A 25,378-nucleotide genomic window follows, 5' to 3' on the forward strand; every position below is an offset into this window, starting at 1 on the left:
ACTGACAATAACTGGAGAAGACAATGGCACGAGTAGCATTGGTGACGGGCGGCATGGGCGGCCTGGGCGAAGCGGTGTGCATCAAGCTGGCCGCCCTGGGGTACAAGGTTGTCACGACGTATTCGCCGGGGAACACGAAGGTGGACAGCTGGCTCGGCCAGATGAAGGAGCAGGGCTATGACTTCAAGGCCTATCCCTGCGACGTCTCCGACTATGACTCGGCCCAGGCCTGCGTGCGCCAGGTCGAGCAGGACGTCGGCCCGGTCGACGTGCTGGTCAACAACGCCGGCATCACGCGCGACATGACCTTCAAGAAAATGGACAAGCCAAACTGGGATGCGGTCATGAAGACCAACCTGGATTCCGTGTTCAACATGACCAAGCCGGTCTGCGATGGCATGGTCGAGCGCGGCTGGGGCCGGATCATCAACATCTCGTCGGTGAACGGCCAGAAGGGCGCCTTTGGCCAGACCAACTACTCGGCGGCCAAGGCGGGCATGCACGGCTTCACCAAGGCCCTGGCCTACGAGGTGGCGCGCAAGGGCGTGACCGTGAACACCATCTCGCCCGGCTATATCGGCACCAAGATGGTGATGGACATTCCGAGCGAAGTGCTGGAAACCAAGATCATCCCGCAGATCCCGATGGGCCGCCTCGGCAAGCCGGAAGAAGTGGCCGGCCTGGTTGCCTACCTGTCCTCGGAAGAGGCGGCGTTCGTGACCGGCGCCAACATCGCGATCAACGGCGGCCAGCACATGCAGTAATGGCCGTGGCTTGAAGCCGCCGGAGCACCGCTGGGGCGGTGCTTTTTTTTTTGGATTCCAGGCCCGCTAGAATAGCCAAATCGCCACCCATCACGAAGCGCCATGCACACCTTGCCCCGCGACGGCCTCGCCCTGTCCAGCCTCGACGAACAACTCCTGCTGCCCGGTACCAAGGGCCTGCCGATCACCGAACCCCTGCGCCAGGGCGCGGTCGGGGTGCAGGGCTGGAACGTGCTGCGCGGCGATACCTCCTTCCCGGTGGCCGTGCTGAAGACATCGGCGCTCCAGCACAACCTGGCCTGGATGCAGGCCTTTTGCGCGCGCCACGGCGTCACGCTCGCCCCGCACGGCAAGACCACCATGAGCCCGCAGCTGTTCGCGGCCCAGCTGGCCAATGGCGCCTGGGGCATCACGCTGGCCAGCGCCACCCAGGTGCAGGTAGCGCACCGTTTCAACGTGCGCCGCGTGCTGCTGGCCAACCAGCTGGTGGCGCGCGCCGACATCGCGGCCGTGCTGGCGCTGTTGCATGCGGATCCGGATTTCGAATGCTTCGTGCTGGCCGATTCGCTCGAGGGCGTGGCGCTGCTGGCGGCGGCCAGGGCGTCGCACGCCCTGGCGCGCCCGCTGCCGGTGCTGGTCGAACTCGGCCTGCACGGCAAGCGTGCCGGCTGCCGCAGCCCGGAACAGGCGCTGGCGGTGGCGCGCGCAGTCGCCGCGGCCGAAGGATTGGCGCTGGCCGGCTTCGAAGGCTACGAAGGCCTGCTCGTCAGCCAGGACCGCGACGCCGACCTGCGCGCCGTGCGCGCCTTCCTGGCCGAGCTGGTGGACCTGGTCGAAACCGCCGACGCCGAGGGCCTGTTCGGCGCCGCCGAGATCCTGCTGTCGGCCGGCGGCTCGTCCTACTTCGACCTGGTTGCGCGCGGCTTCGCCGGTATCGACGGCCTGTCGCGTCCGGTGCGCGCGGTGCTGCGCAGCGGCTGCTACCTCACCAGCGACCACGGTTCCTACCAGCGCCTGCTGGCCCAGCTGGATGCACGCGAGGCCCACGCCGACGGATTGCGTCCGGCGCTGGAAGTCTGGAGCAGCGTGCAGTCGCGTCCCGAGCCCGGCCTGGCCATCCTCACGATGGGCAAGCGCGACGCCTCCTACGACGAAACGCTGCCGGCGCCGCTGTTCATGCACCGCCCAGGCAGCGCGGCCAATGCGCCGTCCGTGCTGCCGCCCGGCTGCGAGATCGTCAAGATGAACGACCAGCACGCCTACCTGCGCCTGCCCGAGGGCGCGATCCGCGCGGCGCTGCAGGTGGGCGACCTGGTCGGCTGCGGCATTTCGCACCCCTGCACCACCTTCGACAAGTGGCCAGTGCTGCTGGCGGTGGACGACGCCTACCATGTGACCCAGGCACTCAACACCTTCTTCTGAAACGGCGGGCGGGTAGGCTACAATCGGCTGTCACCCGCAGAGAGAGTCACGCCACATGCCAGCCACGCCGCCGTCGCTGTTCCCGCCGATCCAGCCCCTCCGCCACGGCATGCTCGCCGTCGACGAGCTGCACACGATCTACTGGGAAGAAGTCGGCAATCCCGACGGCATCCCGGTGCTGTTCCTGCACGGCGGCCCGGGCGCCGGCCTGTCGCCCCAGCACCGCCGTTTCTTCGACCCCGCCGCCTACCGCGTGATCCTGTTCGACCAGCGCGGCGCCGGCAAGTCCACGCCGCTGGGCGAGTGGCGCAACAACACCACCCAGCTCCTGATCGACGACATCGAGCGCCTGCGCCAGATGTTCGGCGTCCAGCAGTGGCTGGTGTTCGGCGGCTCCTGGGGCTCGACGCTGGCGCTGGCCTATGGCCAGGCCCACCCCGAACGCTGCCTCGGCTTCGTGCTGCGCGGGATCTTCCTGTGCACGAAAGCCGAAGTCGACTGGTTCATCAACGGCGTCAAGTGGTTCTATCCCGAGCTGTACGAGGAATTCGTTGCGCCGATTCCGGCGGCCGAGCGCGGCGACCTGCTCAAGGCCTACTGCGAGCGCCTGCTGTGCGAGGACCCGGCCGTCTACTGGCCGGCGGCGCGCGCCTGGAGCCGCTTCGAAGGGCGCCGCGTGTTCCTGCTGCCGCAGCCCGAGGAAGCCTCGTCCGACGCGCTCGACCTAGGCGTGGGCCGGCTCGAATCGCACTACATGCTGCACGGCGCCTTCCTCGAGGAAGACCAGCTGGTGCGCGACATCGGGCGCATCGCCCACCTGCCGGCCACCATCGTGCAGGGCCGCTACGACGTGATCTGCCCGCCGCTGTCGGCCTGGCGCCTGCACCAGGCCTGGCCCGGCGCCAGGCTGCACATGGTGCCCGACGGCGGCCACGGCGCGCTGGAAACCGGCATCGCGCGTGCGCTGGTGAATGCGACCGAGCAGTTCAAGCGTCACCGCCGCTTCGACTGAACCCGGCTGCTACACTACGGACCAACGACGACAACCTGCAACGCAACCCATGAATATCCAGATCAGCGACATCGGCCACGTCATCCAGCTGGCGATCGCGCCGGTCTTCCTGCTGACCGGCGTGGCCACCAAGCTCACGGTGCTGACCAACCGCCTGGCGCGCATCATCGACCGCACCCGCGTGCTCGAAGACCGCCTCAGGCTGCGCAGCAGCGCCGAGGATACGTCCGAGCTCGAAACGCTGTACGTGCGCGCGCACCTGATCAACACCGCGATCACCTCCAGCACCGCCTGCGGCCTCATGGTCTGCCTGGTGATCGCGCTGCTGTTCCTGGGCGACACCACCAACATCCCGCTGGACCAGTACATCGCCGGACTGTTCGTGTGCGCGATGATCGGCCTGATCAGCAGCTTCGTCTACTTCCTGCGCGAGATCTTCATCGCCTCGCGCTTCATGCGCATGCAGCACATGCTGTCGCTCCAGCAGCCACGCCAGCCCGCGCCCACCGAATGACCGAGTCAACCATGCACGATTACCAACGCCCCCCCACCCTTTACCGCTATGCCCCGCAGGACGAGCTCGAAGCCGCGCTGCGCGGCCAGTTCCGCCTGCTGCCCGACGGCGGCTTCCTGGCGCTATCGTTCTCGACCGCCTGGGACAAGGCGCTGTTCGATGTGTTCAGCCCCGCCGACCGCTGCCTGGTGATCCACAACACCGAGGAATTCGGCGAGCGCCTGCACCGCGCGGTCCAGCGCACCCTGCCCAACTGGGCCGGCATCGACGGCAAGGTCGAATATGGAAGCCGTTCGCCGCTGGGCGCCGCGTTCTCGAAGAGCCTGGGCATGTCGCGCGAAAAGGAATGGCAGTTCGCCTGGCGCTCGATGTCGCCGAACGCGAGCCTGAACCCGGTCGTCATCAACATCGGCAGCATCGAGGCCTTCGCCGAACTGCGCGCGCGCGATTTTCAGCTTTCCTGAGACAGCTGTCCTGAGTCAGCTACCCCGGGCCGGTGGCAGCGGTTTAGTAACATCCTTCCACGAAATCACGGTGTAATGCCGTGCTATGGACACTACCCCGCACCCACGCTATCCACGGCTGCTCGCGCCGCTCGACCTCGGCTTTACCACGCTGAAGAACCGCGTGATCATGGGCTCGATGCACACCGGGCTCGAAGACCGCTTCTACCACTACGGCAAGCTGGCCGCGTTCTACCGCGAACGCGCGCGCGGCGGCGCCGGTTTGATCGTCACCGGCGGCATCTCGCCCAACCGGCAGGGCTGGCTGCTGCCCTTCGGCGGCACCCTGAACTTCATCGGCGACGTGCCCAACCACCGGCGCGTCACGCGCGCCGTGCACGAGGAGGGCGGCAAGATCGTGCTGCAGATCCTGCACGCGGGCCGCTATGGCTACCAGCCCTTCGTGGTGTCGGCGTCCAGCCTGAAGTCGCCGATCTCGAAGTTCAGGCCGAAGGCGCTCGATGCGGGCGGCATCGAAGCGACCATCGCCGCCTACGCGCGCTGCGCGAAGCTGGCGCGCATGGCCGGCTACGACGGGGTCGAGGTGATGGGCAGCGAAGGCTATTTGCTGAACCAGTTCCTGTGCGCGCGCACCAACCAGCGCAGCGACGAGTGGGGCGGTTCGATCGACAACCGCATGCGGCTGGCGGTCGAGGTGGTGCGGCGCATCCGCGCCGAGGTCGGCCCCGACTTCATCCTGATGTACCGTCACTCGGTGCTCGACCTGGTCGAGGGCGGCAATACCTGGGACGAGGTGGTGGCGGTGGCCAGGGCCCTCGAAGCGGCCGGGGTGACGATCCTGAACACCGGCTACGGCTGGCACGAGGCGCGCGTTCCAACGATCGTGACCTCGGTGCCGCGCGCGGCCTTTGCCGAGGTGGCCGGGCGCCTGCGCAGCGAAGTGGGCATCCCCGTGGTGGCCTCGAACCGCATCAACATGCCGAGTGATGCCGAAGCCCTGCTGGCGCAGGGCAGCGCCGACCTGGTGTCGATGGCGCGGCCCTTCCTGGCCGATCCGGACTGGGTGGCGAAAGCGGCCGCGGGACGGACCGACGAGATCAACACCTGCATCGCCTGCAACCAGGCTTGCCTCGACCATACCTTTTCAAACAAGCGCGCCAGCTGCCTGGTCAACCCGCGCGCTTGCCACGAGACCGAACTGGTGTACCGCAGGACGGCGCGTCCGCGCCGGGTGGCGGTGGTCGGCGCCGGCCCGGCCGGCCTGTCGGCGGCCACCGTGGCGGCCGAGCGCGGCCACCAGGTGACGCTGTTCGACGCGCTCGACCGCATCGGCGGCCAGTTCAACGTCGCCATGCGCGTGCCCGGCAAGGAGGAATTCGCCGAGACCATCCGCTACTTCGGCCGCAAGCTGGCGCTCACGGGAGTCGAGGTGCGCCTGAACCGGCGCGTCACGCGCGAGGAACTGCTGCTTGACGGCTACGACGAGGTGATCGTCGCCACCGGCATCAAGGTGCGCAAGCCTGCCATCGACGGCATCGACCATCCGAAGGTGCTGAGCTACCTCGACGTGCTGCGCGAGGGCAGGCCGGTGGGCCGGCGCGTGGCCATCATCGGCGCCGGCGGCATCGGCTTCGACATGGGCGAGTTCCTGGTGCACGACCCCGCCGTGCCGCTGCCGGTGCCGAAGGCGCACTGGATGGGCGAGTGGGGCGTCGATCCGGCCTCGAACGCGGCGGGCGGCCTGGCGCCGCCCGTGCCGCCGCATCCGGCGCGCGAGGTCTGGCTCCTGCAGCGCAAGAGCACGCGGCCGGGCGCGGGGCTGGGCAAGACGTCCGGGTGGGTGCACCGCGCAACCCTGGTGCGCAACGGCGTGCAGATGCTGGCCGGCGTGCAGTACGAGCGCATCGACGACGCCGGCCTGCATATCACCGTGGGGGGCGAGGCGCGCCTGCTGGAAGTGGACAATGTGGTGATCTGCGCCGGGCAGGAAAGCCTGGCGGAGCTGATGCCGGCGCAGCCGGGGCAGGGCGGACCGCGCTTCCACAAGATCGGCGGCGCGGCGCTGGCGGCGGAGCTGGATGCGAAGCGGGCGATCCGCGAAGGGGCGGAGCTGGCGGCGTCATTGTAGGCGTCATTGCAGGGTAGGCGGTCTTCCGCCCACCCTGCAAGACGACGGGGGCGATTACTTTTTACGCACCACCACGGCGCCGATCGAATAGCCGGCGCCGAACGAGCAGATCACGCCGTTCGCCCCGCTTGGCAGGTCGTCCTGGTACTTGTGGAAGGCGATGATCGAGCCGGCCGACGAGGTGTTGGCGTAGGAGTCGAGGATCACCGGCGCCTCGCCCGGCTCGGCGTCGCGGCCCAGCAGGGTGCGGATGATCAAGAGGTTCATGTTCAGGTTGGCCTGGTGCAGCCAGTAGCGCGCCACGTCCTTGGTCTCCAGGCCGGCGTTCCTGACGCTCTCGGCGATCATCTCGGCCGCCATCGGGCACACTTCCTTGAACACCTTGCGGCCCTGCTGGCGGAACAGCTTGTCCGGCGCGCCGATGCCCGCTTCGTCGAAGCGGTTCATGAAGCCGAAGTTGTTGCGGATGTTGTTCGAGAATTTCGTCTTGAGCTTGCTGTCCAGGATTTCCCACTGGTGCGCGCTGGTGGCCGTCTCGGCCGCTTCCACGACCACCGCGGTGCAGGCGTCGCCGAAGATGAAATGGCTGTCGCGGTCGCGGAAGTTCAGGTGGCCGCTGGTGATTTCCGGGTTCAGCATCAGCACGGCGCGCGCGCGGCCGCTCTGCACCGCGTCCATCGCGGTCTGGATGCCGAAGGTGGCCGAGGAGCAGGCCACGTTCATGTCGAAGCCGAAGCCCTCGATGCCCAGCGCTTCCTGCACCTCGACCGCCATGGCCGGGTAGGGGCGCTGCATGTTGGAGCAGGCCACCAGCACCATGTCGATATCGGCGGCCTGCTTGTTGGCGCGCGCCAGCGCTTCGCGCGCGGCGGCCACGCACATCTCGGCCTGCAGCGAGACCTGGTCGTCGCCGCGCTCGGGAATGCGGGCCGTCATGCGCGTCGGGTCGAGGATGCCTTCCTTCTCCATCACGTAGCGCGACTTGATGCCGGAGGCTTTTTCGATGAAGGCACTGCTGGAATGCTCCAGCGCGGTGGTTTCGCCGGCGGCGATCGCGGCCGCGTGTTCCTGGTTATGCAGGTCGACGTAGGCGTTGTAGGCCGTCACCAGCTCATCGTTGGAGATGGAGTGGGTCGGCGTAAACAGGCCGGTGCCGCTGATCACGACAGGTTTCATGTTGGGACTTTCAATGGAAATGAGGGGCGTTTCCCCGGAGATACGGCGATTCTACACCCTCCCGCCGGACCTGGGAATTGTCGGAATTGGCAATACCCGCTTCATCCAGGCTGCATCAGCGCGCATGCTGCGCCAGGGTCGCTTCCGCCACGCCCTTGCCGGAGCGGCGCGACAGCTGTACCGGCTGGCCCTTGAGGTGGCGCAGCGCCTGGGCCAGCTGGAAGTCGTCGGCGCTGCCGTAGTCGACCGGCTTGCCCGCGCGCGCCTCGGCCCACAGGCGCATCTGTTCCTCGATGTCTTCCTGGCGCGTGGCCGCTTCCTTGTCGCGGTCGTTCGACAGGTGGCGTTCGAGGTCGGCCTCGCGCATGCGCAGCGCATTCAGGCCGTCGCCATGCGCCGTCTCGTCGACCGGGAAGTCCGGCACGATGCCGCGCGCCTGGATCGAACGGCCGGCCGGGGTGTAGTAGCGCGCCGTGGTCAGCTTGACGGCGGCGTCGCGGCCGATCGGACGGATGGTCTGCACCGAGCCCTTGCCGAAGGTCTGGCTGCCGAGGATGGTGGCACGCTTGTAGTCCTGCAGCGCGCCGGCCACGATTTCCGAAGCCGAGGCCGAGCCGGTGTTCACCAGCACCACCATCGGCATGTTCTTGAAAGCCGCCGGCAGCGTGGCCAGCGGATCGGCGCCGCTGCGCAGCATGTAGAACTCGGGACGGCCGTAGAAGCGCTGGCGTGAATCCGGCAGCTGGCCGTTGGTCGAGACGATCTCGGCGTCCTTCGGCAGGAAGGCGGCGGCGACGCCGATCGCGCCCGGCAGCAGGCCGCCCGGGTCGTTGCGCAGGTCGAGCACCAGGCCCTTCATGTCCGGATTGTCGCGGTACAGGGCACGCAGCCTGGCCGCCATATCGTCCACGGTCGGTTCCTGGAACTGGGCGATGCGCAGCCAGGCGTAGCCCGGCTCCACCATTTTCGCCTTGACGCTCTTCTGGACGATCTCGCCGCGCGCGATGGTAAAGCGCAGGGGCATCGGACTGCCCTTGCGCGCGATGGTGAGGGTGACCTTGCTGCCCGGTTCGCCGCGCATGCGCTTGATCGCCTCGTCGATCGGCAGGCCCTGCACCGGCTGGCCATCGATTTGCGTGATCAGGTCGCCTTCCTTGATGCCGGCTTCCCAGGCCGGCGAATCCTCGATCGGAGCGACGATTTCCACGTAGCCGTCCTCGCTCTCGGAAATCTCGATGCCCAGGCCGACGAAGCGGCCTTCGGTGCCCTCGCGCAGCTCGCGGTAGGCGCGCGGGTCGAGGTAGGCCGAGTGCGGGTCGAGCGAGGCGACCATGCCGGAAATCGCTTCCGACAGCAAGGCCCTGTCCTCGACCGGTTCGACGTAGGTGGACTTGATGACGCCGTACACATCGGCCAGCTGGCGCAGTTCCGCCAGCGGCATGCCAGCGTCGACCGGCTTGTGGGCCAGTGCGGAGAACTGCATGGTGAGCGCTACTCCGGCGATGGCGCCGAGGCCGACGAGACAGGAATTCTTGAAAGTGGAGCCCATTGGGTGACCAGAGATAAACACTGCAGATGTCAACGCTGCCGATGTAAGCGCTCGCTATCCGCTTGCTGCCCATGAGATAGCGCAAGTCCAGTATAAACCTGAATGCGGGGCGCTGCTCCGCAGTGGGACAAAGGTACCGACAAAGCGCGCAGCCCAGCTTGCGCAGTCTGGCGTGGTAAGCAATTGTAAGAGTCCAAGCGGACGCAAGGGGGCAGTTCTATAGTCGATTCCAGTTTTTCTCTCTCCACTCTTGAAGTGGTCTTTGCCCGCGGCCCCCTCCGCGGGCTTTTTTATGGTCCGGCCCCGGACCGGCGCTGTGTGGTGGCGTACCAACACATGCATATGAGATACGGCCCCTTTGCATGTATCGAAAAGTAAAAAAGCTTCCGGCGACGTTGCCGCCCCGGGCGCAGCCGCTAGAATGCCCTGAGCCTTTGCCGTCGGGGACGGCTGGCGGATGCCTATTCGAGACCGGTCATGAGCCGGCCGCTTTTTCCCAACTCAGCAATCCAAGTAGACGAGGACCATTTCCGTGAAGCGTATCCTTTTGAGCACCCTGACGCTGTCCCTGGCAGCAGCCTTTGCCAATGCGGCGGACAAGGCGCCGGCCAAGCCGGGCACCCCGATCTCGGGCGTCGACACGCAGTACATCGATACCAGCGTGCGTCCACAGGACGACTTCTTCACTTACCTGAACGGCAAGTGGCTGAAAGAGACGGAAATCCCGGGCGACAAGGCAAGCTGGGGAACCTTCATGAAGCTGCGCGACGACGTCACGCCGCAGATCAAGGCCATCATCGAGGCGGCCCAGGCCGACAAGTCGGCGAAAGCCGGCAGCGAGACCCGGAAGATCGGCGACCTGTACGCCAGCTACATGGATGAAGCGCGCCGCGAAGCGCTGGGCACCAAGCCGCTGAACGGCGAGCTGCAGAAGATCCGCACCCTGAAGGACAAGAAGGCCCTGCCGGCGCTGGTCGGGCATCTGTCGAAGATCGGCGTGTCGACCCCGTACGGCATCTATGTCAGCCAGGACATGCGCAAGTCGAGCGAGCACGTCGTGTACATCTCGCAAAGCGGCCTCGGTATGCCGGACCGCGACTACTACCTGAAGCAGGACGACGCCAAGCTGGCCGAAGTGCGCGCCAAGTACCTGACCCACGTCGAGAAGACGCTGGCGCTGGCCGGCGAGAAGAATGCCGCGGCCCAGGCCAAGGCGATCGTCGATTTCGAAACCGAGTTGGCCAAGGTGCAGTGGACCCGCGTCGAAAACCGCGACCCGGTCAAGCGCTACAACAAGATGAGCGTGGCCGAGCTGGGCAAGCTGGCGCCTGGCTATGACTGGAAGGCGGCGCTGGGCGCAGCCGGCATCGGCAGCAAGGTCGATACCATCATCGTCAACCAGCCGAGCTACTTCCAGGGCCTGAACGAGGTGCTGGCCAGGACCGACCTGTCGACCCTGAAGTCCTACTTCGAATGGCAGCTGCTGCGCGAATACTCGCCGCTGCTCTCCAAGGCCTTCGTGGACCAGAGCTTCTCGTTCTACGGCACCGCTCTTTCCGGCGTGTCGGAACAGGCCCCGCTGTGGAAGCGCGGCGTGGGCGCGGTCGAGAGCGCGATGGGCGAAGCGGTCGGCAAGCTGTACGTGAAGGAACACTTCCCGGCCGAGCGCAAGGCGCGCATGGAAGAGCTGGTAAAGAACCTGATTGTTGCCTACGGCCAGTCGATCGACAACCTGGAATGGATGAGCCCGGATACCAAGAAGGAAGCCCGCGCCAAGCTGGCCAAGTTCACCCCGAAGATCGGCTATCCGGACAAGTGGCGCGACTACGCGAAGCTCTCCATCAAGCGTGACGACCTGGTCGGCAACGCGATGCGCACCGCGACCTTCCGCTACAACTACCAGCTGGACAAGCTGGGCAAGCCGGTCGACCGCACCGAATGGGGCATGACGCCGCAGACCGTCAACGCCTACTACCGCAGCACGACCAACGAGATCGTGTTCCCGGCCGCGATCCTGCAGCCGCCGTTCTTCGACATGCGCGCCGACGATGCCGTGAACTATGGCGCGATCGGCGCCGTGATCGGCCACGAGATCGGCCACGGCTTCGACGACAAGGGCAGCCAGTCGGACGGCGACGGCAACCTGCGCGACTGGTGGACCGACGCCGACCGCGCCGCGTTCAAGAGCCGTACCGACAAGCTGGTCAAGCAGTTCAATGGCTTCTCGCCGCTGCCCGGCTATAACGTCAACGGTGAACTGACCCTGGGCGAGAACATCGGCGACAACGCCGGCCTGTCGATCGCGTACAAGGCCTATAAACTGTCGCTGCACGGCCAGCCGGCCCCGGTGATCGACGGATTGACCGGCGACCAGCGCTTCTTCATGGGCTTCGGCCAGGTGTGGCGTTCGAAGATGCGCGAAGCGCAGCAGATCAACCAGGTCAAGACCGACCCGCACTCGCCGGGCCAGTTCCGCGCCAACGGCACCGTGATGAACATGCCGGAGTTCTACGAGGCCTTCGGCGTGAAACCGGGCGACAAGATGTACCTGGCACCGCAGGACCGCGTCCTGATCTGGTAACCGGGCCTTGACAGACGGGCCGGCGGCGCAAGCTTCCGGCCCGTGGTCATTACGACAAGCACATCACGACAAGCACACAAGATAACAACAAGGAGAGACACAATGAAACGACATCTGCTGAGCGCCGCTGCGCTGGTGCTGGTGGCTTCGATGGCCCAGGCCGAATCGGCGAAGAGCACTGCCAAGGGCGCGGCCAGGGCGCCGCTGGCCGCCGGCATCGCCCTCGAATACGTCGAGCCGGGCGTACGCCCGCAGGACGACTTCTTCCAACACCTGAATGGCAAGTGGCTCAAGAGCGTCGAGATCCCGGCCGACAAGTCGAGCTGGGGCGCCTTCCACAAGCTGCACGACGACACCCAGCCGCAGCTGCGCGCCATCATCGAGAAATCCGCCGCCACCAAGGGCGCGCGCGCCGGCTCGGAAGAGCAGCTGATCGGCGACTTCTTCGCCAGCTACATGGACGAGGCGCGCCTGGAAAAGCTGGGCATCGCTCCGCTCAAGGGTGAGCTGGCGCGCATCGCCGCCATCCAGGACAAGGCCGAGCTGCCGGCCACCTTCGCGCGCCTGAACCGCCTGGGCGTGACCACGCCCTTCGGCTTCTACATCCACCAGGATGCCAAGGATTCGACCCGGTACGTGGCCGACCTGTACCAGGGCGGCCTGGGCATGCCGGACCGCGACTACTACCTGAAACTGGACGACGCCAAGATGGCCGACATCCGCGCCAAGTACCAGCAGCATGTCGAGAAGATGCTGGCCCTGTCGGGCGACGCCAACGCGGCGGCCAACGCGAAGGCGGTGGTCGACCTGGAGACCGAACTGGCCAAGGTGCAGTGGACCAAGGTCGAGAACCGCGACCCGATCAAGACCTACAACAAGCTTGAACTGGCCAAGCTGGCCGAGCTGGCGCCGGGCTATGCCTGGGACGCCTGGCTGAAGGAAGCTGGCATCGCCGGCAAGACCGGCTATGTCATCGTCAGCCAGCCGAGCTACCTGAAGGGCATGGCCGAGATCGTGAACCGCGTGCCGCTCGCGACCTGGAAGGTCTACCTGCAGCTGCATACCGTGAACGACTACGCCAATTACCTGTCGAAGCCATTCGTCGACCAGCGCTTCGCCTTCCACGGCACCACGCTGTCGGGCGCGCCGAAGCTGGAACCGCGCTGGAAGCGCGGCGTGTCGACCGTCGAAGGTTCGCTGGGCGACGCGGTGGGCAAGCTGTACGTGAAGGAGCACTTCCCGGCCGAGCGCAAGGCGCGCATGGAAGTGCTGGTGAAGAACCTGCTCGAAGCGTATCGCTCGTCCATCGACACCCTGGACTGGATGAGTCCGGCCACCAAGACGGAAGCCAAGGCCAAGCTGGCCAAGTTCACCCCGAAGATCGGCTACCCGAACAAGTGGAAGGATTATTCCAGCCTCGTCGTCAAGCGCGACGACCTGCTCGGCAACGTGATGCGTTCGCATGAAGTGGAATACAACCGCGAGCTGAACAAGCTGGGCAAGCCGATCGACCGCGATGAATGGGGCATGACGCCGCAGACCGTCAACGCCTACTACAACCCGGAACTGAACGAGATCGTGTTCCCGGCCGCGATCCTGCAGCCGCCGTTCTTCGATGCGAAGGCCGACGATGCGGTGAACTACGGCGGCATCGGCGCCGTGATCGGCCACGAGATCAGCCACGGCTTCGACGACCAGGGTTCGCAGTACGATGGCGACGGCAACATGCGCAACTGGTGGACCGAGGAAGACGGCAAGAAGTTTGCCGAGAAGACCAAGGTCCTGGTCCAGCAGTACGCCAGCTACAGCCCGCTGCCCGGCTACAACGTGAACGGCGAGCTGACCCTGGGCGAGAACATCGGCGACAACTCGGGCCTGGCGATCGCGTACAAGGCCTATAAGCTGTCGCTGAACGGCAAGCCGGCGCCGGTCATCAAGGGCCTCACCGGCGACCAGCGCTTCTACATGGGCTGGGGCCAGGTGTGGCGCGCGAAGATGCGCGAACCGGCGCAGATCAACCAGGTCAAGACCGACCCGCACTCGCCGGCCCAGTTCCGCGCCAACGGCACCCTGAAAAACCAGCCGGGCTTCTACGAAGCTTTCGGCGTGAAGGAAGGCGACAAGATGTACCTGGCGCCGCAGGACCGCGTGATCATCTGGTAAGCGCGTCGCGCCGGATGTAAAAAAAGGGCCACCCCGCATGGGGTGGCCCTTTTGCTTCCTGGGCGCCGGGTGAGGGCGCTGCGGATTACAGTGCCGATTCGTAGGCGCCGATGTCCAGGGCGCCGACGACCGGACGTACCGCACTCGACGCGCTGTGCTTGTACACGGCGGTCGGCTTGAGCGACACGCCCGTGGCCGATATGCCCGGCGTCGAGCCGGCGTTGATCACCAGCGGGTTCGCGGTCGGGCGCAGGTCGAACGCGGCGCGGTTCACGAAGCCCGGCGCCAGGGCGCGGTAGTTGGTCTTCTGGATCGCGCCGCTCTGGTTGGTCAAGGTGCCGGTGCCCGCAAACAAGTTGTTTTGCAGGAAGATTTTCTTGGTCACCCCGGAACCGACCAGTACGCCATTGCCGCGCGTGCTGTCGTCGTTCAGGAAGGTATTGTTGACCACGTACAGCTCATGCCCCGGATTGCTCGCACCTTCTGCGCCATAGGCCACCATGTTCGGATTGTTGTGCGAAGACGGCTGGTGGATGACATTGCCGATGATGTAGGAGGTGCCTGCGTTCGGCAGGTCGATCTCGTAGCTCGGCTTGCCTGCGGCGGTGGTGCCGGTCTGGCCGGCCGGGGTGCTCGAGAAGCGGTTGTACGCGATCATGTTGACGCGCGCGCGCGACTTCAGGTTGTGGCCGACGTTGGCGTCGTGCGAGAAGTTGTAGCGGAAGGTCAGGCGGCCCACATTGCCGATGTACACATTATGGGTCTGGCCAGTGCCGCCGCCGTTGTAGCCGAATTCGCTTTTCTCGATGAGGATATTGCTGGCGGTTTTCACCCCACTCAGGATGCCGTTCTGGTTGTTGTGAATAAAGGCGGAGCGCAGGGTGAAGTTGGTGCCCTCCAGGCGCAGGGCGGCGCCGTTCGCATCCGGCACTTTCGCGCCCAGCATTTCGACGTTCTCGATGACGATGTCGTTGCCGACCACGACCCAGGTTCCTTTGCCCTGGGCATTCTTGCCTGCGGCGTCGATACGGGGGCGGCCATTGACGCCACGGATGGTCAGCCTGCTCGCATAGATGGCGCACACGTCGCCGCTGTAGGTGGTATTGCCGGTGATTTCGATCAGGTCGCCAGTCTTGGCGGCGGCAAAGGCGCGGCAGGGCGTCGTGTAGGTCTTGCCCGGGCCAACGCTGAGGGTGGCGGCAGAAGCGGCGCCGGAGGCGAGCAGCAGGGCCAGGAGGCTGGAATAACGCAGGTACATGAACTTGTCTCTCTATAAATGTGTCGCAAAATTTTTGCGGCGAAACATTTACCAGCATAAAGACTGCCGCTGGGAAAAGACGTAAGCGTTTGTAACAGACAGTCTGCTTCCTATGAAGCACTGGGAAAAGAAGAGTTGTCGTAGTACGACACGATTGAGAAACGGCCCGAATCGCAATTTTTCTATGCGATAATAAAAATGTAACAATTGCCAATTCTGCTAGAACAGAACAGCAGACCAACGTGGGGAATCATGAATACACATCGTCCAAGGCTTGATGTCACTGTTGTCATGCCGTCGTTCAATCGGTCCGCGCTGATCACGCGCGCGCTGGAAAGCGTGCGTCAACAAACCGTCATGCCGCATGAAATCCTGGTCGTGGACGACGCGTCCACCGACGATACGGTGGCGCAGGTTGAGGCGTGGCGCGAACGGACCGGTTTTCCGGTCCGGATCGAGAAGCTGGCCAGGAATGGCGGTGTGGCAGCAGCGCGCAACCGCGCGATGGAACTGGCCACGACGCGCTATATCTCCTTTCTTGATTCGGACGATGAGCATCTGCCACATACCCTGGCCATGCTGGTCACTGCGCTCGAGGCGTCACCCGGGGCAGTCGTCGCATTCGGCGATGCGACCAAGGTGACGCCTGAAAAGACGATTCCTAACGCCATGTTCGGTGCGAAGATCGATATCCTGACGATCGCGGACCCGGTTCCGGGCGAGGAAAGCGGTCGCTTCCGCCTGCGTAATCCCAAGGAAACCTTCTTGAAAGCGAGTCTGATCGCCACCTGCTCGGCATGCTTTGTCCGCGCCGAGGCACTCGCGGTTGGCGGCATGCCGGTCGGCTACCGGATGGGGTCCGATTGGCTGTTCTGGCTGCGGCTGGCGCAGCGTGGCGATTTCATCTTCGTGCAGGAAGACGTGTCGGTGGTGCACCGGCATCCGGAGAACCTGACCAAACCGGGTTCTGCCGCCGATACCTCGATGGCCAAGCTGGCCGGCTACCACGCGATCCTGGACGGCAGGCTGGGGATTACCGTCGATCCGCCGCAAAAAAGGAAAGTCGAGCAATTCATCGAAAAGCGGATCGCCCTGTTGCGTTACCAGTCTTCGGTACTCGGTTTTACATCCTACCTCGATTACATGGGTAGGATTCCGGGACAGGCGAAGCAGAATGTCGTCCGGCGCATCCTTGCCGATCCAAAAAGCACCCTGCGTTCGATTGTCTCGGTATTCAGGGGCAGGCAGGGGCCTGTTGCCGACTGAGCCGGCACTCATTCAGGAATATTCGTATGGCGCGCGTACCACCCGTACAGCGGAAAACAGCATTGCGTGACGATATCCAGGGCGTGCGCGCGCTCGGCGCGCTGCTGGTGTTTGTATTCCACGTCTACCTGAACGGTGTGTCAGGCGGCGTGGATGTCTTCTTCGTCGTATCAGCGTACTTCATGGCGCGCAATGCCCTCAAGAGCAAAAGCATCGGCGGCCAGGTCGATGTCCTTGCGTTCTACAAGGGCTTCCTGTTGCGGGTAGCACCGCAGGCTGCAATCGCGCTGATCGGTATTTCCGCATTGATTTACTGGTTCAGCTCTCCCATGAGCTGGGCGATGAATTTCCGCAGCATCGGCGCGAGTGCCTTGTACGTCGAGAACTGGTGGCTGATTTCGCGCGGCCAGGATTATCTGGCGCGCAGCGAATCGCTTAGCCTGACCCAGCATTTCTGGGCGATGTCGCTGATCGGGCAGTCTTACCTGGCATGGCCACTGCTCGTGTACGCATCGAATGCCGTGTCACGCCGGCTGGCCTCGAATCCGGTGTCGATGCTGGCCAGGCTGCTGGTCGCATTGTCGCTACTGTCATTTTGCTGGTCGATCTATTCGACGAACGCTAATCCGGCCCGGGCCTATTTCGACTTCTTCGCCCGGTTCTGGGAATTCGGGGCGGGCGCCCTACTTGGATTGCTGGGCTCCCAGGACACGAAGACCGAGCCAGGAAGGGCAGCGCTATTTTCCTGGATCGGCGCCGGGCTGCTGCTCAGTTGTGGATTCCTGCTCGGGTCGCGACTGAGCTTTCCCGGTTTCGCCGCGCTGTGGCCGGTCAGCGCAGCCATGCTGGTCATTCAGTACGGACAGCCATCCGGGCGCTTCAATGCGGGGCGGGTCCTTTCCTACCCCCTGCTGGTCAAGCTGGGTGGCCTCTCCTATGGGATCTATTTGTGGCATTGGCCGCTGTATGCCCTATATGAAGAATCCGCCTATCGTTTGCAGGGAAATCACTTTGTTGCGGGACTCGTCATTCTCCTTGTTTCCATCTGCCTGGCAGTCATGAGCAAGAAACTGGCCGATGTACTGCTGCGTTCGCTCCGTTTTCCGGAACGGAAGACGGTTCCTGCCCTGGGTGTGCTCAGTCTCCTGATGCTGGTTGGCATATCCACCGAAATAGCACGCAAGAACATTTCTGAAAACGGCAGTGTGTGGGACCAGCACCGGCTCGGCGAAGCGGGTTTCGTCGCGCCTGGCCCGTTCCGGATACGAAACGACAATGCTGTCGTCTACAAATCCAAATGCCATCAGAACATCGTTTCTGCCGACGTCAGGAAATGCGAGTTCGGTACAGGCGACGGCAGGAAAATCGTGCTGATCGGGGGCTCGCATTCCGCGCAATGGCTGCCCGCCCTGACCCAGCATGCGGGTGCCGAGAACTGGAAGATCATTTCGATCACGAAATCGAATTGCCTGTTCGGCGATCCGGACGACAAGACACTGTTTGGCAACCTGGACCAATCCTGCGCCCAATGGAATGCCGATGCGATGCGCCAGCTTATCGCGCTCAAACCCGACCTGGTACTGTCGATCGCCACGCGCTGGCGTGATGAGGGAGGCCGCCGCGTCGAGTACATTCCTGCCGGGTACCAGGCCAGGTTCCGCCAGTTGAGCGCAGCGGGAATCCCCGTCGTGGCCATCAGGGACAATCCCTGGATGCAGAAGGATCCTCCGCGCTGCGTGTACTCGCCGATCGTGTTCGACAAGACGCTTTGCGGTGACGACCGGGACAGGGTGCTGGATGACGCGGGCTTCCAGCGCGCGCTGGTCGGTATTCCGCCGAAGGTCAGGATCGTTGACATGACGGATTATTTTTGTGACACCAAATACTGCTGGGCCGTCAAGGACGGCATCGCGGTGTATCGCGATCCGCACCATATCACCGCGACCTATGCGCAGAAAATATCCGCGGGACTGCGCGACCACATCAGCGCCGTCTGGCCGGACCGGCAAATCGGCCTCCAGGGCCGGGACAAGCTGACACTGCGCCATGCATCGGCTTCTGCCGGACAGGCCAGGTAAGCCGGCAGCATCGCAGGCTCAAAAAAAAAGCCCGATGGAATCCATCGGGCGTTTGCAGGCGAGGCGGGCTTGTCCTTCGCACGTTGAACACGATCCCGGTCCGGCAATGCCGGCCGGGGAGACGCCTGTTCAGCGTGGAATGATCGCGAACTGCGGCGCCTTGCTGTAGTCCGGCTTCACCGTACGTGCCGCAAAGATTTGCCAGGCTTTTTGGCCGATAGCGCCGCCGCTTTGGGCGCCATATGCCAGGGCTGGCTGCATGTTTGCCGGATAGCCAGTCGCACTATTAGCATAGCCAAGCATCTCACCAGGCTTCAGGCCCAGTGCAGTCAGCATCCCGGCACTGCCACAAGCCATCGAACCATATACCGGATCGCTTTGGCGATAGGCTTCCGCGATCGTCGAGTAAATCGGGCTACTGGTGCTCGAGCGAACATTGAACGAGTACATCGTCGCGCCGATCCAGCATGCGCCATTACCTGCCATGCGTTCCACCACGAACTTCGTCTTCCACTTCAGCAGGGCGTCCGCTTTCGTGAAGCCGAGATCCAGGGTATAGCCGAGTGCTGCCGTAAAGAAATCATCCTGCCACGGGCTGGTGGCGAGTTGGCTGCTGTACACGAGCGCCGAACCACTGGTCAGCACGCCTAGCTGGTTGCTGGTTGCCGGGTTCAGGAAGGTGTTCGAATACCAGTCCAGGTTGTTCGCCATGATCTGGTTGAAGTGGCCCTTCAGCCTGTCGTTGTCCGGCGTGATATACGCAGCTTGCGCCAGCGTACGCAGGTTCCAGGCTTGCGCACGAACCTGGGTGCGGTAGACCAGGCCTTTTGCATAGCCCCGGTAGCCAGGATTGGGAGACAGCAGGTTGTACGTCGCCCAGAACTGCAGCTCTTCCAGATAATAATAGTCACCGGTCACCAGGTAGGGCAGGTAGGCAAGCGAAGGCTGGTGTGAGGAATCGTGCTTGTTGGGATTCGTGCACAGGGTCGAGGCCGCGCAGGCAGGGAAGGCTTCACGCTGGCCGGTTGCAGGATTGCGCGTATCCGTTGCATTGCCCAGCAAGGTCATGTACGGGTAATCGATGATGCTGATCGGACGGTCGGTCTTCTTGTCGCGGAAGTGCGAAGACCAGCTGCCGGCCAGGGTGCCGGTGCCCAGCGTCACCTCTTTGGCACGCTTGTCCATGCTCAGCAGGTAGCGCGTCGCCCAGCCCGGAAGGATCCCGATATCGTCGCGTCCGCCGGTTTGCGGCATATAGCTTGCCGCTTCACCAATACCCATCGGTTCGGTTTTTGCACCGACCCAGCCGGTTTTCGCTTTTGCGAGGCTGGTTTCGGCAACGGCGATGGTCTGGTCGTAGTTTGGAACCGCTTTGGTCTGGATCAGGTAAGCGGTGTTGTGTTTGACGTTGACTTCCGGTTCCGCTCCGCCCCACCAGAACAGCTTACGCCAGCGCGCGTGGTGGTAATGGGTCATGCCCGGTTTCGTGAAGACAGGCACGCCGCCGACAGTCACTTTTGCGTCGTAGATAAAGTTTTGTGGCGCCGCTTCGTAGGCCCAGTTGTTCTCGACGGTCACGTCGACACGGGCTTTCTTGATGCTGTCGTACCAGCGGATGGCGAAGCGCGCGGTCAGGTGCGGGTGGGCCACGCCGCTGGAAGTGACGAGCGGGGCGCTTACATGCCATTCATTGGCCACGGCGCCGGACAGCCAGGTGGCGCGCGCGCCCTGGCGCAGCAGGCTGTCAGCCGATGCCGTGTACTGGATACCGTTGATGCTTGCCTGGACCGAGGCGGTGAAACCATTGTTCAGGGCGTTGGCCGGGGTGACGCTCGACACGGTCGCCGCGGCATTCGACTTGAGCAGCGACATGGTGCGCACGTAGCCATTGCCCAGGCTCGGCACCACGGCCGAGATGACGGCATGGCGTACCGAACCATCGGCATGGATTGCCTTGACGTCGACCTGCAGCGGCAGCTGGCTACCATCGTCCAGGCGGCCGGTCAGGCTATTGCTCGGCAGCAGGGCGCCAACGGCGAATACCTGTCCGAAAGTGATCGGAACATTGGTTTGCGACGTCAGGCTGTTGGTGCTTTCCAGGCGGACGTCGGTAATTGCATCGGAAGCGATGATATTGGTCGTTTCACGGCTGATCAGGCCGCGGCTTACGAGCGAGGACGAGGAGCCCATGGCCCCCTGCTGGGTCGTTACGGTGGAGGCAGGCTCAGTCTGTACCGGAGCAGGCTGCTGCGAGGTCGACACCGGTGGTGCGGGCAGAACGGGCGCCACTGCGCTGCTCGACGCCGCCAGGGTCATGTCATCGGATTCATTCCCGCCGCCGCACGCAGCCAAGGTTGCGCAAACGAGAGTAGATAGCACGCGGAGTGCGAAGGTGTTGCGAGTAAGGGAAGTCATGAGGAATCTCTTTGGAGTTGCCGTGAACCAATTATTTCGTCCACTTCAGTCTTTAAATCATACTCCACGGAAAATAATTCCACACGGAAAAACCTACTTCCTGTGACATTTTTCAGCGAGATACCACACAATATTGTTCGGTATTTCACGTGTATTGTTCTTCGTAAAACAGTTTGTTTGTTGCTTTGACTAAATAAACGTTGCTACTTTTAAAAGTCGAAAAAAAGCCCGGCGCATTGGCCGGGCTGCTATTGAGCTTGTAACAGTTACTTGGCGGCAGCCACCATGAAATCGACGGCGGCCTTGACGTCCGCATCCGGCACGCTGGCACCGCCTTTCGGTGGCATGATGCCGGCCTTGCCCTGGAAGCCCTTGATCGCATGTTCGTAGAGAGTGGAATTGCCCTGGGCGATGCGCGGGGTCCATGCTGCCTTGTCGCCCAGCTTCGGTGCGCCAGCAATGCCGGCGCCGTGGCAGGCAACGCAAGCTGCGTTGTAGACGTTCTGGCCCGAAGCCTGCGCAACCGCAGGGGCAGGGGCTGCGGCGGTAGGCTGGACGGTCACTGCGCCAGCGGCAGAGGGTACGACCGTTCCGGCAGCGTCGGTTGCCGCTACCGCTGGCGCAGCGGCCGGAGCCGGCGCGACCGGTTCCTTGAAGCTGGCACCACTCTTGTTGGTCATGAACACAACGGCGCGCGCGACTTCCAGGTTATCCAGGTCCGGGTTGCCTCCCTTGGCCGGCATTGCCCGGATGCCTTCGATGGCATGCTTGTACAGGGTGTCATAACCCTGGCCAAGGCGGGCGGTCCAGGCGCCCGTATCGCCCGTCTTCGGTGCACCTGCCGCCCCGGTGTCGTGGCACGCGGCGCACACGGCAGCGTACACAGCGCTACCCGCCTGCAACACTTTCGGCGCGTTGGCGTCGACCAGGGTAAAACCTTGCTCGGCGAGCGGCTGGATGCGTTCCGCAACGGCTTCCGCCTCCTGGGACTTGGTGCCCGCGCCAGTGAGCCTGTCGCTGGTGGCGAACACGACCAGCAGGATGATACCGATGACGATGACGAGGAAAAAGCCCGCGACGGCGACAATCAGTTGCTTAGGCGTGCGGATGATCGAATCGTGTTCGTGGTGTGCGTCGCTCATGATTTCCTTAATACTATTAAAAAAACCTGCTTACCTTCCGGCGCCTGCACACTTGCGTGCATTTCTGGAAACGCCGCCAAACGGCCGATTATAGACGGAAAGTAATACGCTGTGGAACGCAAATTGTCGGGCTACTATCCTTTCCATGGACGTCAGCGAAGAAATTCTGTATCCTTCGGGTCACTTCAGTTCTCCCCTATGCGGCTGTAGCTCAGTGGATAGAGTATTGGCCTCCGAAGCCAAGGGTCGTGGGTTCGATCCCCGCCAGCCGCGCCACTTTCCCCGATTGTCTAGGCCCTTGTTCTGATACAAGCGTTTGTCCTGGCAATCATGCTTGCAAAGCACTTCTCCATGCGTCGTAAATACGTGTTATGTTTACATGTACTTTGCGCGATCAGTAGCATGTCATGAACGATTCATGTGCGTCCGATAGAGTCAGCTCGTGAACGATTGGCTTCGATTCTGTCGCTCCGCTTCGCTGGCCCGACATCGGCTGTCTGACATGCAGCATGCAGGCGGGTAGCGCTACCGCTTCTCCGGCCTCAGCAGCGTTCGGCATGAAGTCCGCATGCGCACCACAGCCCCTATCGTAAGCGGACGTCCCTGTCTGCCCGGCTCCGATATACTTATTGTTCAGCCGACATCGTGCGGCCAACAAAGGGAGAGAAAGCAGCATGCCAGCCCAGGACCCAGTCCGTGACCGCATCGCGCTCCTGCGCTCATTGATGATCTTCGGAATTGTCGTCCTTCATACACCAGAATATGTACCGCTATCCGACCTGGGCACTGGTGTGTTCGACAACCTCAAGGCCTTGTTCCAGCATGCTGTTTTCCGCGCCACCGTGCCGGTCCTGACCTTCATCTCCGGATTCCTGCTCTTCCGTTCCGCCCTCGACACGCGTCCACGCGAGTTGGCGCGCAAGAAAGCAAAAACCATCCTGGTGCCTTTCCTCGTATTCAACCTAGGCTTGATGGGCGCCGCGTGGTGCATGCAATGGCGCTTTGGCCTGGATACATCGCCAAAGCTGATCCCTTTTGATGGCGCCGTATGGCTCAACGCGGCGTTTGGATTGACGGGCTCGCCTGCGAATTATCCACTCAACTTTTTGCGCGACCTGTTGGCCCTGATGCTGATCGCGCCCTTGTTGGGCTGGCTGCTGCGTCGTTGTCAGCTGCTGGGTCTGGTACTCGTCGTGTCCATTTTCATGAACAACCTCGACGGTTATTTCGTCCTGCGCAATGTGATGCCGATCCTGTTCTACCTTGGCGGAATGGCGGCAGTGCGCGAGTGGAATATGACTGCGCTCGATCGCTATGCCTTGCCCCTGCTCGCCGTCTTCGTTGTGCTGTGCGCATGCGTGGTGTTCTTCAAGTGGCGCAATACCAATTATCTGCGCCTTGCTTCGCCTCTGCTTATCTGGCCTGCGGCAAGCCTGCTGCTCGATACGAAGGCCGGCCGCTACCTGGCCCGTATGAGCAAGTACAGTTTCTTCGTCTTTGTTGCGCACGCGCCTGTCTTGCTTGCGACCTGGCTCGCGTACCAGCGTATCGGCACGCGCATATCGTATCCGCTCTACTGGTTCCTGGCGCCGGTCGTCACGACAGGCATTGTGATTTTTGTTTACCGACTGGCCGCACGCTGGATGCCTGCCGTACTTGGCAGCGCTCTCGGACAAAAAATTGGAAGTAGCGTCCAGCCTGTGCCGATGCGTGCTACCCGGGCAGTCGAAGGCTAAGCAAACTCGCTTATAGGAAGTCCGAAAAACAATCCTTCGGCAGAGATTGCATAATTGAAAATATACTTGTCTAATATGTAACTTACAGAGGTGCGCACGTTACGAATCGCAAGTAACTTGATTTTTAGAAAATGTTAAAATTATATTTGCAAAGCTGCACTTTGTGAGCGTTTTATGCTGAACAACAAATGAAAATATGTTTTGAGGAATGATACTTAGGGCAAGTAATCATTCCAAGGAGAAATTTTTTCTGTATATCAACGCTTCACTGGGTTGCAATATCTTCATGAAATACACGGCACTGTCGTTGTGATTCTACAAACTGCATGACAATGTTGAAGGTATCCGTGTTTCCATGTTATATTAAAAGTTATCATAATAGCAAAACTTTATTCGAGAACGGAATTCGATAATGAAAGCAGATGAAGTCGTCGCGGTAGTGGGACTGGGATATGTTGGCTTGCCACTGGCAGTGGAGTTCGGCAAGAAGTCAAAAACCATCGGCTTCGACCTGTCGGAAGCCAAGATCGAGAACTACCGGAAATTCATCGACCCTACCGGTGAGGTGTCGACCGAACAATTGCAAGCTGCACGCCACCTGAGCGTCAGCACCGACCCCTCGGTCCTGGCCGAGGCGGACTACATCGTGGTGGCGGTCCCGACTCCGGTCGACAACGCCCACAACCCCGACTTCACCCCCCTGGCCGGCGCCAGCAAGACCGTGGGCACCCACATGAAGCGCGGCGCCATCGTCGTCTTCGAATCGACGGTCTATCCGGGCGCTACCGAGGAAGTCTGCATCCCACTGCTGGAAAAGCATTCGGGCATGAAATGGAAGGAAGACTTCCACGTCGGCTTCTCGCCGGAGCGCATCAACCCGGGCGACAAGGAACATACCCTGACCACCATCCTGAAAGTGGTCTCGGGCGACGACGACGCCACGCTCGAGCGCGTCGCCGCGCTGTACGAGTCGGTGGTCACCGCCGGCGTGCACCGCGCTTCCAGCATCAAGGTCGCCGAGGCAGCCAAGGTCATCGAGAATACCCAGCGCGACCTGAACATCGCCCTGATGAACGAACTGGCTATCATCTTCGACAAGATCGGCATCGATACCCTCGAAGTGCTGAAGGCGGCCGGTACCAAGTGGAACTTCCTGCCCTTCCGTCCCGGCCTGGTCGGCGGCCACTGCATCGGTGTCGATCCCTACTACCTGACCCACAAGGCCGAGATGATCGGCTACCACCCGCAGGTGATCCTGGCCGGCCGCCGCATCAACGACGGCATGGCCAAGTTCGTGGCGGAGAAGACCGTCAAGTCGATGATCTCGTCGGGCTTCCACGTCAAGGGCTCGAAGGTCAACGTGATCGGCCTGACCTTCAAGGAAAACTGCCCCGACCTGCGCAACTCGAAGGTCGCCGACATCGTGCATGAGCTGGAAAGCTACGGCGTCGAAGTGCATGTGTTCGACCCGCAGGCCGATGCCGAGGAAGCACAGCACGAATACGGCATCAAGCTGGAAAGCTGGGACAGCCTGCCACAGGCCGACGCGCTGGTGGTGGCGGTGCCGCACAAGGAAGTGCTGGCCCTGTCGCTGACCGATTTCCAGTCCAAGCTCAACCCGAACGGCTGCTTCATCGACGTCAAGTCGCAGTTCGATCCGAACGCCCTGCAGGAAGCCGGCTACTGCGTCTGGCGCCTCTGATCGCCTGG

At 62.9% G+C, this 25,378-nt stretch carries 17 protein-coding genes and 1 tRNA gene; 13 read left to right on the plus strand and 5 right to left on the minus strand.

Going from position 1 to position 25,378, the window contains the following annotated elements:
• The first annotated feature begins 23 nt into the window (after positions 1-23).
• From phbB to LE190_RS07820, 6 genes are all read left to right on the plus strand, one after another.
• Positions 24-764 (plus strand): acetoacetyl-CoA reductase, encoded by a 741-nt coding sequence (gene phbB / locus LE190_RS07795; RefSeq protein WP_225238193.1) that lies wholly within the window; start codon positions 24-26, stop codon positions 762-764.
• Positions 765-866: 102 nt separating this feature from the next.
• The gene (locus LE190_RS07800; RefSeq protein WP_225238194.1) at positions 867-2,186 is read left to right on the plus strand and encodes an amino acid deaminase; all 1,320 of its coding nucleotides are present in this window, start codon (positions 867-869) and stop codon (positions 2,184-2,186) included.
• A gap of 55 nt (positions 2,187-2,241) precedes the next feature.
• The gene (gene pip, locus LE190_RS07805; protein WP_225238195.1) at positions 2,242-3,198 is read left to right on the plus strand and encodes a prolyl aminopeptidase; all 957 of its coding nucleotides are present in this window, start codon (positions 2,242-2,244) and stop codon (positions 3,196-3,198) included.
• A gap of 49 nt (positions 3,199-3,247) precedes the next feature.
• Positions 3,248-3,712: a DUF2721 domain-containing protein gene (locus LE190_RS07810; RefSeq protein WP_225238196.1), complete on the plus strand. Its 465-nt coding sequence runs from the start codon at positions 3,248-3,250 to the stop codon at positions 3,710-3,712.
• 11 nt (positions 3,713-3,723) lie between these two features.
• The gene (locus LE190_RS07815) at positions 3,724-4,176 is read left to right on the plus strand and encodes a hypothetical protein (protein WP_225238197.1); all 453 of its coding nucleotides are present in this window, start codon (positions 3,724-3,726) and stop codon (positions 4,174-4,176) included.
• A gap of 85 nt (positions 4,177-4,261) precedes the next feature.
• A complete protein-coding gene (locus LE190_RS07820; RefSeq protein WP_225238198.1) occupies positions 4,262-6,304 on the plus strand; it encodes an NADPH-dependent 2,4-dienoyl-CoA reductase in 2,043 nt (680 codons plus the stop codon).
• Positions 6,305-6,358: 54 nt separating this feature from the next.
• Here LE190_RS07820 and LE190_RS07825 read toward each other — a convergent pair whose 3' ends face one another.
• Positions 6,359-7,480 carry a beta-ketoacyl-ACP synthase III gene (locus LE190_RS07825; RefSeq protein WP_225238199.1) on the minus strand — a complete coding sequence of 374 codons (1,122 nt, stop codon included), beginning with the start codon at positions 7,478-7,480 and terminating at the stop codon, positions 6,359-6,361.
• 115 nt (positions 7,481-7,595) lie between these two features.
• Complete coding sequence (locus tag LE190_RS07830; RefSeq protein ID WP_225238200.1) at positions 7,596-9,029, minus strand: S41 family peptidase; 1,434 nt, start codon at positions 9,027-9,029, stop codon at positions 7,596-7,598.
• Between the two features lie 532 nt (positions 9,030-9,561).
• On the opposite strand from LE190_RS07830, the gene LE190_RS07835 reads away from it, so the two are divergent.
• A complete protein-coding gene (locus LE190_RS07835; RefSeq protein ID WP_225238201.1) occupies positions 9,562-11,610 on the plus strand; it encodes a M13 family metallopeptidase in 2,049 nt (682 codons plus the stop codon).
• A gap of 102 nt (positions 11,611-11,712) precedes the next feature.
• Positions 11,713-13,773, plus strand: coding sequence for a M13 family metallopeptidase (locus tag LE190_RS07840; protein WP_307734691.1), 2,061 nt, complete (start codon positions 11,713-11,715; stop codon positions 13,771-13,773).
• 85 nt (positions 13,774-13,858) lie between these two features.
• On the opposite strand, the gene LE190_RS07845 is transcribed toward LE190_RS07840, so the two are convergent.
• Positions 13,859-15,031, minus strand: a complete 1,173-nt coding sequence (locus tag LE190_RS07845; protein ID WP_225238202.1) for a hypothetical protein — start codon at positions 15,029-15,031, stop codon at positions 13,859-13,861.
• Positions 15,032-15,283: 252 nt separating this feature from the next.
• Between LE190_RS07845 and LE190_RS07850 the strand changes: the two genes are divergently transcribed.
• The gene (locus LE190_RS07850; protein ID WP_225238203.1) at positions 15,284-16,297 is read left to right on the plus strand and encodes a glycosyltransferase family 2 protein; all 1,014 of its coding nucleotides are present in this window, start codon (positions 15,284-15,286) and stop codon (positions 16,295-16,297) included.
• Between the two features lie 26 nt (positions 16,298-16,323).
• Positions 16,324-18,375 carry an acyltransferase family protein gene (locus tag LE190_RS07855; RefSeq protein WP_225238204.1) on the plus strand — a complete coding sequence of 684 codons (2,052 nt, stop codon included), beginning with the start codon at positions 16,324-16,326 and terminating at the stop codon, positions 18,373-18,375.
• Between the two features lie 129 nt (positions 18,376-18,504).
• Here the strand turns inward: LE190_RS07855 and LE190_RS07860 are convergent, their stop codons facing one another.
• Both LE190_RS07860 and LE190_RS07865 read right to left on the minus strand, forming a co-directional pair.
• Positions 18,505-20,691, minus strand: a complete 2,187-nt coding sequence (locus tag LE190_RS07860; RefSeq protein WP_225238205.1) for an RIFT barrel domain-containing protein — start codon at positions 20,689-20,691, stop codon at positions 18,505-18,507.
• 365 nt (positions 20,692-21,056) lie between these two features.
• Positions 21,057-21,932, minus strand: a complete 876-nt coding sequence (locus tag LE190_RS07865) for a c-type cytochrome (protein ID WP_225238206.1) — start codon at positions 21,930-21,932, stop codon at positions 21,057-21,059.
• A 200-nt stretch (positions 21,933-22,132) separates the two neighbouring features.
• Here LE190_RS07865 and LE190_RS07870 point away from each other — a divergent pair.
• The 3 genes from LE190_RS07870 to LE190_RS07880 all read left to right on the plus strand — a co-directional run bounded on the left by LE190_RS07870 (position 22,133) and on the right by LE190_RS07880 (position 25,370).
• A tRNA-Arg gene (locus LE190_RS07870) sits at positions 22,133-22,208 on the plus strand.
• Between the two features lie 398 nt (positions 22,209-22,606).
• Positions 22,607-23,668: an acyltransferase family protein gene (locus tag LE190_RS07875; protein ID WP_225238207.1), complete on the plus strand. Its 1,062-nt coding sequence runs from the start codon at positions 22,607-22,609 to the stop codon at positions 23,666-23,668.
• A gap of 412 nt (positions 23,669-24,080) precedes the next feature.
• On the plus strand, positions 24,081-25,370 hold the full coding sequence (locus LE190_RS07880; protein WP_225238208.1) for a nucleotide sugar dehydrogenase: 1,290 nt from the start codon (positions 24,081-24,083) through the stop codon (positions 25,368-25,370).
• The last annotated feature ends 8 nt before the right edge of the window (positions 25,371-25,378 follow it).

The sequence above is a fragment of the Massilia hydrophila genome, from assembly GCF_020208145.1.
Lineage (GTDB): Bacteria > Pseudomonadota > Gammaproteobacteria > Burkholderiales > Burkholderiaceae_D > Telluria > Telluria hydrophila.